12 protein-coding genes are annotated in these 17171 nt (G+C 43.7%); 7 read left to right on the top strand and 5 right to left on the bottom strand.

Translation table 11 applies throughout. From position 1 onward, the window contains the following. Positions 1-108 precede the first annotated feature (108 nt). The 7 genes from epd (at position 109) to CXF86_RS04575 (ending at position 8083) form a co-directional block, all read left to right on the top strand. Positions 109-1137 carry an erythrose-4-phosphate dehydrogenase gene (gene epd / locus CXF86_RS04605; protein WP_101091725.1) on the top strand — a complete coding sequence of 343 codons (1029 nt, stop codon included), beginning with the start codon at positions 109-111 and terminating at the stop codon, positions 1135-1137. 113 nt (positions 1138-1250) lie between these two features. Then, on the top strand, positions 1251-2426 hold the full coding sequence (locus CXF86_RS04600; protein ID WP_101091726.1) for a phosphoglycerate kinase: 1176 nt from the start codon (positions 1251-1253) through the stop codon (positions 2424-2426). A gap of 233 nt (positions 2427-2659) precedes the next feature. Next, positions 2660-3724 carry a class II fructose-bisphosphate aldolase gene (gene fba, locus CXF86_RS04595; RefSeq protein ID WP_101091727.1) on the top strand — a complete coding sequence of 355 codons (1065 nt, stop codon included), beginning with the start codon at positions 2660-2662 and terminating at the stop codon, positions 3722-3724. 450 nt (positions 3725-4174) lie between these two features. Beyond that, the gene (locus CXF86_RS04590) at positions 4175-4915 is read left to right on the top strand and encodes a DUF481 domain-containing protein (protein ID WP_101091728.1); all 741 of its coding nucleotides are present in this window, start codon (positions 4175-4177) and stop codon (positions 4913-4915) included. Between the two features lie 303 nt (positions 4916-5218). Further along, positions 5219-5947, top strand: a complete 729-nt coding sequence (locus CXF86_RS04585) for a helix-turn-helix domain-containing protein (protein WP_145991707.1) — start codon at positions 5219-5221, stop codon at positions 5945-5947. Continuing rightward, complete coding sequence (locus CXF86_RS04580) at positions 5940-6482, top strand: hypothetical protein (protein WP_101091730.1); 543 nt, start codon at positions 5940-5942, stop codon at positions 6480-6482. The genes CXF86_RS04585 and CXF86_RS04580 overlap by 8 nt, the downstream gene beginning before the upstream one ends. A gap of 146 nt (positions 6483-6628) precedes the next feature. Beyond that, positions 6629-8083 carry a hypothetical protein gene (locus CXF86_RS04575; protein WP_101091731.1) on the top strand — a complete coding sequence of 485 codons (1455 nt, stop codon included), beginning with the start codon at positions 6629-6631 and terminating at the stop codon, positions 8081-8083. Positions 8084-8100: 17 nt separating this feature from the next. Here the strand turns inward: CXF86_RS04575 and CXF86_RS04570 are convergent, their stop codons facing one another. From CXF86_RS04570 to srmB, 5 genes are all read right to left on the bottom strand, one after another. Further along, positions 8101-10320, bottom strand: coding sequence for a PAS domain-containing protein (locus CXF86_RS04570; protein WP_102038443.1), 2220 nt, complete (start codon positions 10318-10320; stop codon positions 8101-8103). Positions 10321-10487: 167 nt separating this feature from the next. Next, a complete protein-coding gene (locus tag CXF86_RS04565) occupies positions 10488-11111 on the bottom strand; it encodes a TatD family nuclease-associated radical SAM protein (RefSeq protein ID WP_102038442.1) in 624 nt (207 codons plus the stop codon). Positions 11112-11300: 189 nt separating this feature from the next. Next, a complete protein-coding gene (locus CXF86_RS04560; protein WP_102038441.1) occupies positions 11301-14465 on the bottom strand; it encodes an efflux RND transporter permease subunit in 3165 nt (1054 codons plus the stop codon). Then, the gene (locus tag CXF86_RS04555) at positions 14465-15679 is read right to left on the bottom strand and encodes an efflux RND transporter periplasmic adaptor subunit (protein WP_101091735.1); all 1215 of its coding nucleotides are present in this window, start codon (positions 15677-15679) and stop codon (positions 14465-14467) included. Before CXF86_RS04555 ends, CXF86_RS04560 begins: the two co-directional genes overlap by 1 nt. A 257-nt stretch (positions 15680-15936) precedes the next feature. Continuing rightward, positions 15937-17163 (bottom strand): ATP-dependent RNA helicase SrmB, encoded by a 1227-nt coding sequence (gene srmB, locus CXF86_RS04550; RefSeq protein ID WP_101091736.1) that lies wholly within the window; start codon positions 17161-17163, stop codon positions 15937-15939. Positions 17164-17171 lie beyond the last annotated feature (8 nt).

Raw genomic sequence — 17171 nt, 5'->3', positions numbered from 1 at the left:
TTAGTTTGTCGATTGCGTCTATTGATGCTCTATGATACTACGGCTTACCAATTGCGGTAGGCCGTTGTTGTATCAAGAAATCAGCCAGTAACAAAGGTAAAATAGTTAATGATAAGAGTCGCTATTAATGGTTACGGCCGTATCGGGCGTTCAATTCTTCGTGCGGTCTACGAGTCTGAAAAACGCGATCGAATTCAAATCGTGGCGATTAATGAGTTGGCAAAGCCTGAAGCGATGCTGCACTTAACCCAGTACGACACTACCCATGGACGTTTTCACACCCAAGTTAAATTACATGATCAACATATGATCATTGGTGATGATGCTATTAAGCTGTTACATGAACCCAACCCTGAAAACTTGCCTTGGCAAGAGATGGGCATTGATATTGTGTTTGAAGCTACCGGAGTGATTAACGACAGGCAAGCTTGCGAGGCGCACATTAAAGCGGGTGCGAGACAAGTCCTTATTAGCAACCCATCATCAAGTGATGTGGATGCCACCATTGTCTATGGCGTGAATCATGATCTGCTAAGAGCTGAACATACCATAGTATCGAACGCCTCCTGCACCACCAATTGTATTGTGCCAGTGATTGATGTACTCGATAAACATTTTCAAGTAAAAAGTGGGGCTATTACCACTATCCACTCAGCGATGAATGATCAACAAGTGATCGATGCTTATCATGATGATCTGCGTCGAACCCGCGCCGCCGGACAATCGATTATTCCCGTCGATACTAAATTGGCCCGTGGTATTGAGCGCATCTTGCCTCACATGAAAAATAAGTTTGAAGCCATCTCAGTACGTGTTCCAACCATTAATGTTACCGCTATCGACCTTTCCGTTACGCTCAATAAGCGCGTCGATATCGAACAAGTTAACAAGGTACTTAAACAGGCTACCGAAGGTTCGTACTCTGGGGTTGTTGGCTACACTAATGAACCATTAGTGTCGTGTGATTTTAACCATGACCCACGTTCAAGCATTGTCGATGGTACGCAAACTCGCGTTAGCGATGGTCATCTGGTGAAGTTATTACTTTGGTGTGATAACGAATGGGGCTTTGCTAATCGCATGCTCGATACCAGTTTAGAGATGATCAGCGCAGTACGCGCTGCAAAAAACGTTTAGGCTAAGATATTTGTTTGCTGACTCGGTGTTCCGTCCCGCGTCGTCAACATCCAGTTTTGTTTTTACTTTAATTTTTAACTTTAACTTTAACTTAAATCGTAAGGAAGCATGAAATGGCGATTCTTAATATGCAAGACATAGACCTTCAAGGTAAGCGTGTGCTTATTCGTGAAGATCTCAACGTGCCTGTAAGTGACGGTGTGGTAACAAGTGATGCGCGTCTACGTGCATCGCTGCCAACCATTAAGCTTGCGCTTGAAAAGGGTGCTGCTGTGATGGTGATGTCTCACCTTGGACGCCCAACTGAAGGTGAGTTTAACGCTGAGTTTTCAATGCAGCCAGTGGTTAATTACTTAACAAAAGCGCTAGATTGTCCGGTTAGCCTAGCCAGTGATTACCTTGATGGTGTTGACGCTGCAGTCGGTGAAGTGGTTGTTTTTGAAAACGTTCGTTTCAACGTTGGCGAGAAGAAAAACGACGAAGCATTAGCTAAGAAAATGGCGGCCCTTTGTGATGTATACGTTATGGATGCTTTTGGCACCGCGCATAGAGCACAAGCATCGACTCACGGTGTTGGTTTACATGCTCCCATTGCATGTGCTGGCCCTTTACTCGCGGGTGAGCTTACTGCCTTAGGCAAAGCACTTGATAACCCAGCGCGCCCAATGGTGGCGATTGTGGGTGGTTCAAAGGTGTCAACTAAGCTGACGGTACTAGAAAGCTTATCAACTAAAGTTGATCAGCTCGTTGTGGGTGGCGGTATTGCTAATACTTTCGTTGCTGCAGCCGGTCATAAAGTGGGTAAGTCCCTATACGAAGCTAACTTGATTGATGAAGCTAAGCGCTTAGTGGCTAACGCCCAAAGCCGTGGCGGTGACATTCCAGTGCCGACTGATGTGGTCGTTGCAAGTGAGTTCAGCCCGACAGCAACAGCGACACTTAAAGATGTTAGCGAAGTGCTAGATACCGATATGATTTTTGATATTGGTCCAGATAGCGCAGCGGCGTTAGCTGAAATTATCAAAAATGCGGGCACGGTTGTTTGGAATGGCCCGGTGGGCGTGTTTGAATTTGACCAATTCGGTGAAGGCACTAAGCGTATCGCTCAAGCGATTGCTGAATCTAATGCCTTCTCTATCGCCGGTGGTGGCGATACTTTAGCGGCCGTTGATAAGTATGGTATCGCAGATAAAGTGTCTTATATCTCAACCGGTGGCGGTGCTTTCCTTGAGTTTTTAGAAGGCAAAGAACTTCCTGCTGTGGCAATGCTAGAGAGCCGTGGTAAGTAAGAAAACACAGTTTTTGTTAGATGGGTTACTGGTAGGGGTTTTAATCGATTTTAGTCGAGAGTAAACTAGCCGCCAGTAATGCTGTCATCAAAATCAGCAATATAAAAACTATAATAAATACCAGTAACCGCAGTTGAGTTTAAAGCAAGAATGCTGATGACTTAATCGCATAAAAATCAATCCAAACGATAGCGACCTCGGTGAGTCAAATCACCCTATTATTGGAGTAAAAAATGGCTTTAATTTCCCTACGTCAAATGTTAGATCACGCAGCAGAGCATGGATATGGCGTACCTGCGTTTAATGTTAACAACTTAGAACAGATGCGTGCAATCATGCAAGCAGCTGAAGCGACAGACAGCCCTGTTATTGTTCAGGCGTCAGCGGGAGCACGTAAGTATGCTCGTCCGCAGTTCCTTAAATATCTAATGGCTGCAGCACTTGAGCAGTACCCAGATATCCCTGTCTGTATTCACCAAGATCATGGTACCGATCCTGATATTTGTCAGCGTTCAATCCAATTGGGTATGTCATCTGTAATGATGGACGGTTCTTTGATGGCGGATGGTAAAACACCTGCATCTTACGATTACAACGTTGACGTGACTCGCCGTACCGTGGCATTTGCACACGCATGTGGTGTTTCTGTTGAAGGTGAAATCGGTTGTCTAGGTAGCTTAGAAACCGGTGAAGCTGGCGAAGAAGATGGTATTGGCGCTGTGGGTATCTTAAGCATGGATCAAATGCTAACGACACCTGAAGAAGCGGCTCGTTTTGTTGCTGACACTCACGTAGATGCACTCGCTATCGCGATTGGTACTAGCCATGGTGCATACAAGTTTAGCCGTAAACCTACCGGTGACGTGCTACGTATTGACCGTATCAAAGAGATCCATGCACGTATTCCCAATACTCACCTAGTGATGCACGGTTCATCTTCAGTGCCACAAGAATGGTTAGAAATTATTAACCAATATGGTGGTGCTATTCCTGAAACTTACGGCGTACCGCTAGAAGAGATCGTTGAAGGTATCAAGCACGGCGTACGTAAAGTTAATATCGATACTGATTTGCGTCTAGCATCAACGGGCGCAGTACGTAAGTTCCTTGCTGAAAACCCAACAGAATTTGATCCACGTAAATTCTTGAAGGCGTCTATGGAAGCAATGGCAGACATCTGTACTACTCGTTACGAAGCCTTTGGTTGTGCTGGTATGGGCTCTAAGATCAAGCCTAAGTCGCTGCAAGCGATGTATAAAGCTTATCAGTCTGGCGAACTTGATCCGCAGATTAAGTAAGCATTACTGCTAATGGCGCTTAAATAAGCGTCTTAGATAAAAATACCTGCCTAGTGCAGGTATTTTTTTATCAAAAAGAGGTGATATCTGCCATTGTCACAGCCCAATTTGAACTTCTTTAGCATCAATACTTATTGAGCTGAAACTCAGCCGATAATTCGGTATTGTCAGCAGATGAGGACTGATAAATTGGTGTTTCACATGGCTAATTTATCTGTTCTGGGGTTAAAACGGTTTGTGGCTGTCAGCAATAATACAGTCCCTAAGTTGTTTGGATAAATATAAGAATATTTCAGTGTTTGATTTTTAAAATCGCTGAGTGCAGATTCTAGCAATCTAGATTGAGTGATAAAACAGTTAGATAATGATGCGGTAGGTTTTCAATTTACAGCGCTAAATGTTAATATCGCGGCGAATTTTAGGGTATTGAGTGAACGGAGTGGTTACAAAATGAAAACATTACTAACGGCAATGGCTGTCGTCATGGCGGCTCCTTTTGCTGCACATGCTGGGGCTGACTTTGTAGAAGGCGATAAGACCTTCGCTGGTGAAGCTGAATTAGGCGCGACGTTAACAACGGGTAATACTGATACTTCATCAGTAAAAGCGCGTTTAAAGTTGATGCAAGAGCTTGGTAATTGGGAAAACCAATACCTATTTGAAGGCCTTTATAAAGAAGATACCAGTGAAGTGACGGCTAAACGTTATTACGCTGGCGTTCAAGGTGATTATAAGTTCGATGAAAAGAACTATATGTATATCACCGGTAATTATGAAGTTGACCCTTTTACGGGTTATGATTTCAAAGCCATTGCTTCTACTGGTTACGGTCATAAATTTATCGACAGTGGCAATATGTACCTTAGTGCTGAAGTCGGTCCTGGTTACATTTATAAGCAGCTTGATGACGAGCAGTCGGCCTTACTGGGTTACGATAATGAAGATAGCGTAGTGGCACACGGTGCAATGAACTTTAGCTACGATATTAGTGAAACCTCTAAGTTTAGTCAGCAATTTATTGCTGATTATGGCGATAGCTTAGAAGGACGTTCAGAAACAGCGATTACAGCGAACGTTATTGGCGCATTAGCAATGAAATTTGCGGTTATTGTTCGATATAACAGCGAGCCGTTAGACGATAAGAAAAGCACAGATACCGAAACAAACATGACATTGTTATACGCTTTCTAGTGATAACGCAGTAAATAACGTTTGAGATTTATCTGTTAAAAGACACCTATTCCATAGGTGTCTTTTTTATAATGTACTTTTTTGTGTTTACAATGCATAGGTTGTTTGTGCTTGCTTGTATCGTGGCACACCTTCACGCAACAAAAGTTACAGCTTGTATTAAGTGATTGTGATTGTTAAATAAACTTAGTGTGGTGGAGTTCACGAAAGTGTAATTGACACTCTCCTAGCACTGATTGATCACGGACGTAAAGGCCGATAAACAGTAAACTGACAACCATTGAAATTGTCAGAGTGGTTAATGTGTTTATAGGTCCAGTCAGATTTGATATTGAGTTAAAGCAGTTGGTGAACACTGAGACTGCTCAAACGCACCCTTTATCGAATATTGAATTTCTAGTGATGCGTGATTTGATGTCATCTAGAGGTCAAGTCGTATCGACTGAATCTTTGTGTTTCAATTTGCTCCCGCTGGTTGTGACGATGCAAGACATCGCACTGGCGATAACGCACATAAAAGCATTCTTAGGCAGTGATACCGCCTCGATAATTGAGGTTGTCACTAATCAAGGTTATCTACTGCATACCAAAGCGAAAGTGCAGATGCAGAATAGCCCCTATGAAGCACTGCCGATTAAACAATTCTCTATGCTTTTGCTGCTTGGTGTCATGCTCGTGGTGTTCTTAGCAACGCATTTTGAAACGACGCCCTGTATCCGCTTTTCCCTACCTGAGAAACTATTACTCGATGACAAAAAGTCAGTGTTAGTACCGATCTACTCATCAAATGAAGCGCTATTCACCTTTGAAGCACGGTTTAAAAATATCGCAATGAAAATAGAGCGTTGTAACAAGGTGAGCTGGCATCAAATCTATGTAGCCTCATCCCCAACTGGGAACATGCTTAATTTCGTGATGCAAGATAACGTCGATAAAGGCGAGGCGTTTAGGAACTTTAAAGTATTGAACATCGAAGGAAACTGGGATTTTATCAACGACTCTTGGCTAAAAACGGCAGGTTTTTGTGAATAGAAGTCTAACCAAAGCGTTATTTATCGGTTTTAGTTCAACGCCAATACTGGTCACCTTGATCTTTATTCTGGGGCTGTGTATGGCATTGGACTATTTGGTTGAGCCCAATGAAGATATTAGTTTGGTCTGTCATTCAGATGTTTATGATGCCAAGCAATCGATGTTCTTATCGGGTGGTTTAAAGTTTGATGTTCATCGAGTGGGTCAACAAATTGAGTTCCACATTGTCTACACTCATCATGGTAGTGAACAAGCTGAAATGACATCCTATGGTGAGCTTGTACACATTTCAGCCCCCATTTTAACTTATGAAATAAGACTGCAAGATGCTGATTTAAAGCATGATAAATTTCTAGAAAAGATAAGTGATTATATGGGGGAAACAATTGATATCGTCAAAAAATCTATCAATGATGGTGATGAACGTAATGGGCAGCCGTTCTACATTAAAGTGTTAGAGATGGATAAATCTCAGGGTTCTGTCATTATTCAAATCAGTGAACGTAATGCGCTTTGGGCATGTGAAATACAGTAATTTGGCATGAACTTTAATGGTGAAGTTTTATTCATTGTTATGATTTTTCTTTTAAAAAATCTAACTGAGTTTAACTTTCCCGATACGTATTAGACTATAATTATCAGTCCGATGTATTTGTTTTGAAATGCATTTAAAGGATATTTGTGGCTAAAGTTAGAGTTAAGCAAGAAGAATCACTATCAATTAAATTTCTGCACCAGATGGAAGTCGGCGACAACCGTCGTTTAGATCTGTATTTTTTCCTGCCTAAAGAGATGGGAATTAACTCCCAAAGCTTGAATGAAGACGACTACTATCATTCTTCTATTACTGGCCGACGTTCATATTACTCATCTGGGTTACACCTGCCGCTAGTGCAAAGTCGTTTTGTGAGTCAAAAAAAGCGCACGGTAGAGGAGTTCAGACTTTACCTCAATTTATTTGCTTATCAATTTGCAGTTGCCATTGAAACGGACAGTAAAGAACTTTCTCAAGTTGAAGATTTAGAGCAGTTTTACGTCTCGCTTGAAGAGTTAAGTGAGCAGGTTATTCATCTACTCAAGCGTTTTAGGCGAAATGAACCCAGTGATGAAAAGTGGAAGTCTTATTTCGAAAATGCCGATAATTATTTGTCGTGGTTGTGTGAACAACGGTTATTGAAATTACTGGCTCATGCGCCTAGAAGCAGTGATTTTAACGAGATAACGGAAAGTGTCGTGGCCTTGTGTCGAGCGGAATCACAATACCGAGACGCCCATAAATATAACTCCTCTAAGACCATAAAAGATCCCAATCGTATCGCTAATAAAATGCACCTACTACGTCGGTTAATACAACAAGGGGTGGTGCTAAAAGAGGAGCTTAAACCGTTAGGGGTAGGCCTTAAAAAGATGACTACGGGTATTGCGACGGCGATGGTTATGTTGGTGGTTTCAACATTGATTATAAAAGCTCAAGGTGTATTTAGTGGTTTAACCATTGCCTTAGTGCTCACTCTTGCAGTGATTTATGGTTTCAGAGAGATCTTTAAAGACGACATTCGTAATGCATTGTGGCGCTTAATACAGCGCGGCCGTCCTCGCTGGAGTCGTTTACTGCAAGATACCACTAGTAAGTTACCTATTGCTAAGCAACTAATGTGGCTCGACTTTATGAGAAAAAACGAGCTGCCAATTAAGGTTTCCGAGATCTTAAAAAGGCGCCATAGTCAAAATAAAGTGGATGCAGAGATTTTGCATTACGGTATTCATACTCGAGTATCGGCTAAAGGTTTTTTAGCGGGGTACTCAAGGATCCAAGAACAGGTCAACTTTAGCTTAGTGCCCTTTGCTCGAAATTTGGAACGTGGTAAAGCAAAAATCTATAAGGAACATGAGGGTAAGATTAGTAATGAATCTGTGGAGCGGCGATATCAAGTTAACCTTATTCTTGTGTTAAAAGAGGGGCGTGATGAACCTCAGTATGCACGTTATAAGATAACCATGAATCGCTCTACCATTATTGAAATCACAGAAAGTGACCTTCCTTCTGGGATGAGAAATATGGATGAAGCACCGTATGAGGATGAGCTGCTAGCACCCGATGCTGCAGCCGAACATGCTGAGACTCACCCCAGCTAAAGGATCCATTTAGCCGCTTAAAACATCTGACGGGTAAATGCTTGGCAGATATTTTGCTCATCAGTTTGTTTGGCCCGTTTAAGGGCGACTTCCGCATTACTCAAGAACTGTTCGAGCTCCTGCCCACCTTGGTAGGCAGCTATCCCGATGCAGATACCTTCTCCTAGCCCATTGTCTTTGAGCTTGGCAAGGGTATCAATCGCAAAGTAATGCGCTTGGTCTGAATCTGTATCGGGTAACATGATAATGAGCTTACCAAGCTGCCAGCGAGACATTTGGTATCGGTTTGGTAGCTCCCTTAATAACTGTATTTCGACCTCTTTTTGCCGACTTTCTAGTTGGCCACTATCACTCATGTGGCTGAGCATGCCTTCGGCGGCAATATCGAGCAACATAAGACTTGAGAAGTCTTTTTTCGCTTGGCTCATATCATTAAAGTAACGTTCAAGATCACGGCGATCGCTAAATATGGTACTGCGATGTGGCACTAAACTTTTTGGGTCATTAGCATGGAGTCGTGATTTAGCCCGCTCAAAGGTACAGACAATATATTCAATATCGTTTGAACTGTCTAAATGGCTCTTCAATGTTGCCAACATGCAGGCGTCATTAGCACGATTGTTTGATGAGAATATCTGACCTTGCCAAGTGCCTTTAATCATCAATTGCTGTGATATTTGCGGCCACTTTTGTTTAAACTCCTCATTGAGCAGATCGGTAATTTGTAGCTTACGGCTATCTTTAACCTGCATCAGCGTATTAAATGCCTGATTAGATTTAATGATGACACCTTTAGCATCTGAGAGAACCGTGGCTATTGGATTATCATTGAGCAATTGATTTAACTTTGCTTCCTCTTGGCTATGTTTTAGCTCCCCGACATCTTCAAAAGTGACCAAGGTGTAGTTTTGACCGTTATTCATATCAATTTCAAGTCGAAGTCTTACTGACAATCTAGCGCACTCTGAAGCATCGCTATCAAGCTCGCCTTGCCACTCATGGTTAGCTATTAACTGTTCTGACAGGGCATGAAATTGATCATCGTCCATGTGTAATATGCGTTGTAAGCTACGGTCAGACAGTTCATCTATTTGAAGAGAGAGTAACTTAGCGGCCATAGGGTTGGCACTGAGCACTCGACCCGCATCATTGACAATGATGTAACCAGAATCAGTGTTGAATAGTCGATTGGCGAGATCAATACAGAAGTCACGAGAGCGATGAACCATACGATAGGAATGGGTTAGGTAAATGACAAAACAGGCTAACAAGGTGAATAGGGTAGCGCCCCCCATGAGGATATTACGCCACTGTTCAAACTTGGCTGCAATGTCATCGTTTTTAACGTAGGACAGCAAAAAGTATTCACGGCGAGTCTCATACTGAGTGGTCAACTCGACTTTAAGGTAAACAAATGTGGCATCGTCACCGTGGAATTGGCCGAAATTACTTGCGGCTATCTTTCGCCAAAGTGCAGGGTAAGATTGCTTAAGGCTGCCGCCCATCGTTTCAGGTAGTCGGCCAATAGTGGGTGATTCGATCACACCGGAGTAGAGCAAACCTTGTGTGTCGAGCATCATTAACGGTGCTTGTTGACTGGAATAAGCAGGCTTAATATTTTGCAACATGCGTGACATTGAGTTATAGGCGACCAAATAACCTCTAACGGTTTGGTCTGGATTCTCCAGCCAAGCAAGCTGATACAAATAGGGCTCTAATTTGCCATTAACTGGGCTAAATTCGAGCGGGGAGGTGTAGATCTCGTTGCCGCCCATATTACGCGAATTTCCCAGTAAAGACGGTGGCAGTGCGTGATGGCCAAACTCTTCATCAGTGGCAAATTTGAGTTGACCTTGTGGGTCATATAACGCAATACCGAGCAGTTCAGGGATGTTATCAACAATGATGTGCCAATTATCTTGTAACTTGGCTAGGTTTGGCTCACTCGGGAGTTTCATGTAACGATTTAATAGTTCTGAGGTGGCAAACATCTGTGTTCTAAATTGCTGGAAAGAGACTTTGTCAGCAATCAGAGTACCAACAGCTTGTAGCTCGCTGTAGCGTTGTGTCGCCCAGTCTTCTTGTAAACGTCTCTCACCTAAAGTGATGATAATATTTGTAAAAATAATAACCGATATTATTAATATGCCGATTTGACTTGCCGCTGCCAAAATTCGTTGTTGGGACCACTGGATCCCTTGAGCATTGATAAGTAGAGGTAATTTTCGGGTTAACATCAATCGCTAATTCTGATGGTTATTATAAACGCCATGTTATACCAATTCGGCTATATATGTAATTAATTCAGCCTTTGTGCACCGTTACTTTGCCTCTGCTCTAGGCTGAGGCTGAAGTTATGTTTAACGGACTCGATAGAATAGTCGCTGAGTCGTTAAATGTGCCTTTAACCTACGACGTCTAACTCCCTTTGCTTAAACGTAGCGCCTGCTGCTTCGACTAATTCTCGACAGGCATCAATGTCGACACCGGCTAATCCGTTAATGGCTGAAACCTGTACGTCGGCAATATAACGTGGGGCTTGTTCTATAAATTCGAGTACCGCGGGATAAGCGCCTTTCAATTTAGGTTGGCAATGCGCTTGGTAGCTGGCGGCGGTATCGGCATTAAGCGATATTGACAGGCTATCAATACATTCTGCTAGCTCAGGTAGAATGTTGCGCTTGTGGAATAGATTGCCTAATCCATCCGTGTTGACTCTTACCTTGCCTCCTCGTGCTTTTATCTCTTTCGCTACGTTTAATAATGTTGGCAAATTAAGCGTTGGCTCTCCGTATCCGCAAAAAACATATTCATCGAATTTAGAGGTATCGCCAAGCAGTGCAATCACTTCTTCAGCACTAGGTTGACGATCGAGCCCTAGTTGATATTGGTGTACCTGTTTGCTGCCATTATGTTTTGGACAGAATTGGCAACGTAAAGTGCATCTGCCGGTAATGTTCAAATAGCGACTGGTACGGATATCATAAACAAGGGTGGCTTCAGTTTGTGTCGGTGCAGTCGTTGTCATTATTTTGGGTCGCTAGCAAAAGGGGATTCAGCTTAGCGAATGCGCTGTACTTATTCTGTTTGCTGGATCGAGTATTTCTATTTTTCTCCACTGAACATCGATTGATACCTATTTAGTGGTCGCTAATGCTGGAGGCGTAAAAAAGGAGGCCATTGGCCTCCTTTTATTCAGTACAATAATAAAGTGTCTCTAGTTTGATACCTGCTCTGGTGACTGGTCAGCGTCAGCGTCAGCTTCAGCTTTTGGTTGCCACCACCACTGATAGAATCTACTAGAAGTGCGTTTGATATCATCAAGGATTATGTACAGTAAAGGCACCAAAATTAGCGTCACTACGGTTGAGAACAAAATACCAAATGCAAGAGAGGCGGCCATCGGGATAACGATTTGAGCCTGTAAGCTCTTCTCTAACAAAATAGGCACTAAGCCGACAAATGTTGTCAGTGAGGTTAAGATAATTGCCCTGAATCGGTAACAACCAGAGTCGACAGCTGATTGCACTATCGAATGGCCTTCTGCGCGCGCACGGTTAACGAAATCGACCAAAATCAATGAATCGTTCACCACCACTCCCGCAAGAGCAACAATGCCACACAAGCTCAAAATACTCATGTTTAGACCGAGGATAAAGTGACCAAATAGCGCGCCAATCATACCAAACGGAATCACCGACATGATGATAAGAGGTTGGCTATATGACTTTAGCGGAATGGCCATGAGTGCATAGATAGTAAATAGCGCAAAGAAGAATCCTTGCATCAAGCTAACAAGTGCACTTTGTTCATCGGCGCTACCACCATCGAGTGCAGTCGAGATATTCGGATATTTTTTTGCCAGTATCGGCAAGAAATCCTCTTGAATTTCTGACACAACCTTGGAGGGTTCCACTTTGTTGGTATCAGCATTGGCGGTAATCGTTATCGCTCTTCTGCTATCCACTCGAGTAATGGAGGAGTACGAATCACCTAGCTCAATTTGGGCAACTGTTCCAAAAGGCACCGCTGCACCGGTTGGTGTACGGATCAGCATATTCTCGAGATGACCCACTGTGCGGCGTTGTTCAAGTGGGTAGCGCACCATCACTTTAACTTCTTCTTTGTTACGCAAGATCCGCTGCGCTTCATAACCGTAGAAACCGTATCTAACTTGGCGAGCTAGATCTGACAGCGTCAGTCCAAGCGCTTCCGCTTCTGGTTTGATCTTTAGTTTGATCTCTTGGCTACCAGAGGAGAAGTTGTCGGCAATGTCGTAAACACCTTCGTAGCTTCGCAGCTTTTGTTTCAGTTCTGCAGAGGCAAGCGACAATTGCTCAAGATTACTTGAGGTGAGTCTAAAGGCAATATCGCCACCAGTGTCATTGGTGCTGGCATTAATATTGAGTTTCTTAACGGCAAGCAGTTCAGGCAGTTGTTCACGCCAAGCTGAAGCGATGGTTTCGCCATCAACAGTGCGCTCTTCGCCCTTGGTGAGCTCGGCAAAAATAAATGCAGAAGTACGAGAACTCATATTAATAAAGCTGTGTTTTACTACCGGGTAGCCGAGTTCACCTTCCATATCATCGTTCATGCGGTAGAGTGCTTCCTCTACTTCTTGAACCACTTGCAGGGTATTTTCTTCTGAGCTACCTTCATCCATTTGCAGCTGAACTTGGATAAAGTCTGACGGAATACTGGGGAAGAACACCCAACGTACCTGACCACTAACCACCAGTGCGATAGACAGGATGAGTACACCGGTAAAGATGGCGACGGTGTTATATCGATTTACAATGCAGCGCTCTAAAAATGAGCGATAATTGTTATGGATAAAGTACTGCACCTTGTCATTTAAACCCGCTTTAAAACGGCCTAACCTGCCCAATTGATCACGTGGCTTGGGTGGTTTCATATGGGCTAAATGTGCGGGTAAAATCAGTTTCGATTCCAATAGCGAGAACATTAAACAGAGGATAACCACCATGCCGATAGATTTCCAGATGATCCCCTGTGGACCCGACACCATCAACATTGGCACAAAGGCCGCGATGGTGGTGAGTACACCGAATGTCGCAGGCATCGCGACTTTCTTGGCACCTCTAACCACATTATCAAGTGAATGCCCGTATCGCTCTATTTCACTATAGGCACTTTCGCCAATGACAATGGCATCGTCCACCACGATCCCTAGCACTAGAATAAAGGCAAATAGTGTTAATAAGTTAATCGACAGTGAGAATGGCTCTAATGGCATGACCAACATGGCGCCCAAGAAACAAACCGGTAGACCTACCATTACCCAGAACGCCAGCTTAATTTCCAAAAATAGCGCCAGAATAACAAACACTAATAAGGCACCATAAAACATGTTTGACAGCATCATGTTCAATCGACCTTTTAGGTAGTGGGTTAAGTCACCCCAAGTATCGAGTTTAGCGCCGGTCGGTAAGAACTCGCGTTTCTGCTCAATGTATTCTTTTACCTGTGCAGAGATATCTAACGCGTTTTGATCATCAACGCTCAATATTTCAATAATTGCCGCGGGCTGACCATTGAAGCGAGTGTATTCGAGTCTCTCTTCAAAACCGTCGTTGATAGTCGCCACTTGTGGCAGCATTACGCGGCTGCCGTCGGGACGACTACTCACCACAATTTGAGCGAAATCGTCACCTGTGTAAGCTTGTCCTTTTGTACGCAGTAAAATATCGCCATCTTTAGCGCGAATTGAACCGCCAGGCAGATCGATTGATGAGTTCTGTACTGCTTGTGCTACTTGAGAGAAGGTGAGTCCGTACTCTCGCAGTTTATCTTCCGATAATTCAATCGCAATTTCGTATTCACGTACGCCAGTCACCTGGGCTCGCGTTATCGCGGGCAGTGCAGCGACTTCATCACGAATGGTCTTGGCCAGCTCTTTCATCTCTCTAAGAGATTGGTCACCATAGACCGAGATCCAAATGACATTGTTCTCAGGTTTAAGACGGGTAATGTTGGGCTTTTCAATGTTGACGGGGAAGGTGGATATAGCGTCAATTCGTAGCTTGGCTTCATCGAGGATATCTTGTGGATCGTAGCTATCTTCCACTTCAATGGTAACTGACCCCACCCCTTCGCTGGCAACCGATGTGACTTTCTTTATGCCGTTAATATCTTGGATCGCTTCCTCGATCTTGATATTAATGCCTTCCTCGATTTCTTGTGGTGCTGCGCCTGGGTAGGCGACTGAGATGTTGAGGTAGTTAAGCTCAAAGGTCGGGAAAATCTCTTTATTAATAATAACCGTGCTAAATAGACCGCCTATCAACAAGACCCACATTAATAGATTGGATGCGACATTGTTTCTAGCGAACCAAGCGATCATCCCTTTTTCAGCAGCCATTATTGTTCACCTTTACTAGCGAGTTTTTCTTGAGGTGCCGGCTCATCAGAACCCTCTAAAATCGAGCTGTTCTCTTCGCCTAAGACTTTGACTAATTGGCCATCTTCAACATTGGTCAGGTTAGTTACTGAAATGCGCTCTCCGCTGGCTAAGCTATCTTTGATGTAGACATTTTCTAGATCGGTGCGGACGACGTTGACGGCTCTGATCTCAACGCTGTTATCTTTTTTAATGAGGGTAACGGTTCCATGACGTACCAGATAACGTGGCAACTTCACTATACCTTCAACAGTGCGACCTTTAATGACGGCGCTGACAAAACTGCCGTATTTGAGTGGCAGTTGACCATCAACTCTAGTGCCTCTAAGGTAGGGATCTTTCACTTCAGCGACCAAATAAACCATGCGGTTTTCTGCGTCGATAACGCCTTCGCTGCGAATAATCTTGCCTGTCCAAGTTACAATCTTACCCGCAAGATCGGCACTTAAAGTGACTTCTGTATCGGGGTTTTCGACTGATTCTAAATAGGCTAAATCATTATTTGAAAGTGGTAAGCGGATCTCTGCTATTTGAGTGTCGTAAAGTTCGCCTAAGTTAGTGCCTAAGGTGACATACTGCCCAAGGTCCACATTTCGCGCCTTGATGATGCCATCAAAAGGCGCGCGAATAACGGTACGCTCAAGGTTTCGCTCTGCTCTAGCGAGTGCGGCTTGTTGAAACTTAACATTGGCTTGCTCTTGCTTTAACTGCGGCAGACGCAGGCCTAATTCTGGGGGAATGCCGCCGTCGTATCCTTTCCAGTCATTTTTAGCCACTTCGCCCTTTGCGCGTTCCTCTTCAAGTGCTGCCTTGGCCTGTGCTACAGAAGCTTGAGCTTGCATTAGGTCGGCTTCATAATCTGAAGGCTCAATAACGGCGAGTTCTTCGCCTTTTTTAACGACACCACCGGCAACGAATTTGTTGGATATGTTAAGCATTCGGCCCTGAACTTCAGTGACCAATTGGGTTTTATATTTAGGACTGACGATACCGTAAGAGGGCAGATTGAGCGACACTGTTTGTTGTTGAACTTCCATAACATCAACAATTGGGATGGGCGCTTCATCTGCTTTTTGTTCAGGTGCTTCTTTAGTGCTGATAAGTACTTGCGCAGCCACAATAAAGAAAACAAGAATAAATAGTGGGGAAGCCCTTCTGATTACTTTTTTTATCATTATAATTTCGCTTTTCCATGTAATACCTTTCCTTTGACGTAAATTACCAGACTCAGCGCGAACACGATATTGTTTTTTGTATATAAAATGTTTCAATTTATGGCGTTAACCCTAACATGTGTGGTTTTTTAAGGCGCTAATGCATAAATAATGGACATTAAGATTTTTGGGGGAGGTTGTTGGGTGAGATTTTTTTCGGCTAGAAACAGAAAAGGATCACATTAAGTGATCCTTTTAAAAGAGCAAGTAAGCGAGGTTTACTTCTTTTTCTTCTTCTTGTTTTTCTTACTATAAGTCTTGCCAGTGTCTTGTACTTTCTTCTTCCCTGGAGGCTTAGCCTCTTTGTTATTAGGGCGAAGATCTTTCACAAAACGACGCTTTAATGGCTGATCAATATAGCGTTCAATCTTGCCAACAATACGGACGTCATGGGCTTCAACGAGTGATATCGCCGTTCCTTTTGCGCCAGCACGGCCAGTACGACCAATACGGTGAACATAGGTGTCTGCTGAACGTGGCATATCAAAGTTGATGACATGGGTGATGTCATCTACATCAATACCACGTGCAGCGACATCAGTGGCAAGTAGTACGTTAACTTCACCTTTAGTGAAACGTCCTAAGGCTTGAAAACGTGCTTTTTGCTCCATATCACCGCGCATAAAGCTGCAGGTGATACCTTGTTTCTGTAATAAGCCTTCAAGACTGGCAACCGATTCACGTGTTTTAACAAACACGATAGTGCGCTGCACTTCTTCTTGTTTCAGAATAGCGCATAACATCGCAAATTTATGGGCTTTATCGTCAGCGATATGGACCCATTGGTGGATCTTGGCTTTTTCGCTGCGAGGAGCTTCTGCTTCAACCTTGGCAGGGTTGTTTAATAACTGATGTGAGAAACGACCTACGTCACTACCTTCAAGCGTGGCAGAGAACAACATGGTTTGTTTACGGCCAACAGACTCGATAGCGAGTGTTTCCACTGCGGCAGAGAAGCCCATATCCAGCATACGGTCGGCTTCATCGATAATTAAAACTTCAACCTCTTCGGCATTGAATAACCCTTTATCAAGGTATTCCATTAAGCGGCCTGGTGTGGCGACTAAAATGTCGACATTGCCTTTTAATGCATCTTCCTGAGCCGCGTAAGGAACGCCGCCGGTAATGATGCAGGTATCGAAGTTTAAGCCAGTGCCTAAATGAGATGCATAGCGATGAATTTGACTGGCAAGCTCTCGTGTTGGAGTCAGAATTAATACGCGAGCTTGGCCACCGAATCGACGTGGAAAGTCGAGCAGGTGCTGCATAGCAGGTAATAGGAAGCTCGCTGTTTTCCCTGTTCCTGTTGGCGCACGAGCAAGAATATCTCTTTGCTCCATGGCAACTGGAATTGTTTGTTGTTGTATCGTAGTGGGCTTGTTGTGGCCCATTGCTTTTAGTGACTCTAACAAACGAGGGTCAAGCTGGAGATCTTCAAATAGCATGCGTTGGC

The organism is Shewanella sp. GutCb, from assembly GCF_002836135.1.
Taxonomy (GTDB): domain Bacteria; phylum Pseudomonadota; class Gammaproteobacteria; order Enterobacterales; family Shewanellaceae; genus Shewanella.
This window is presented reverse-complemented; position numbering and strand designations above follow the sequence as displayed.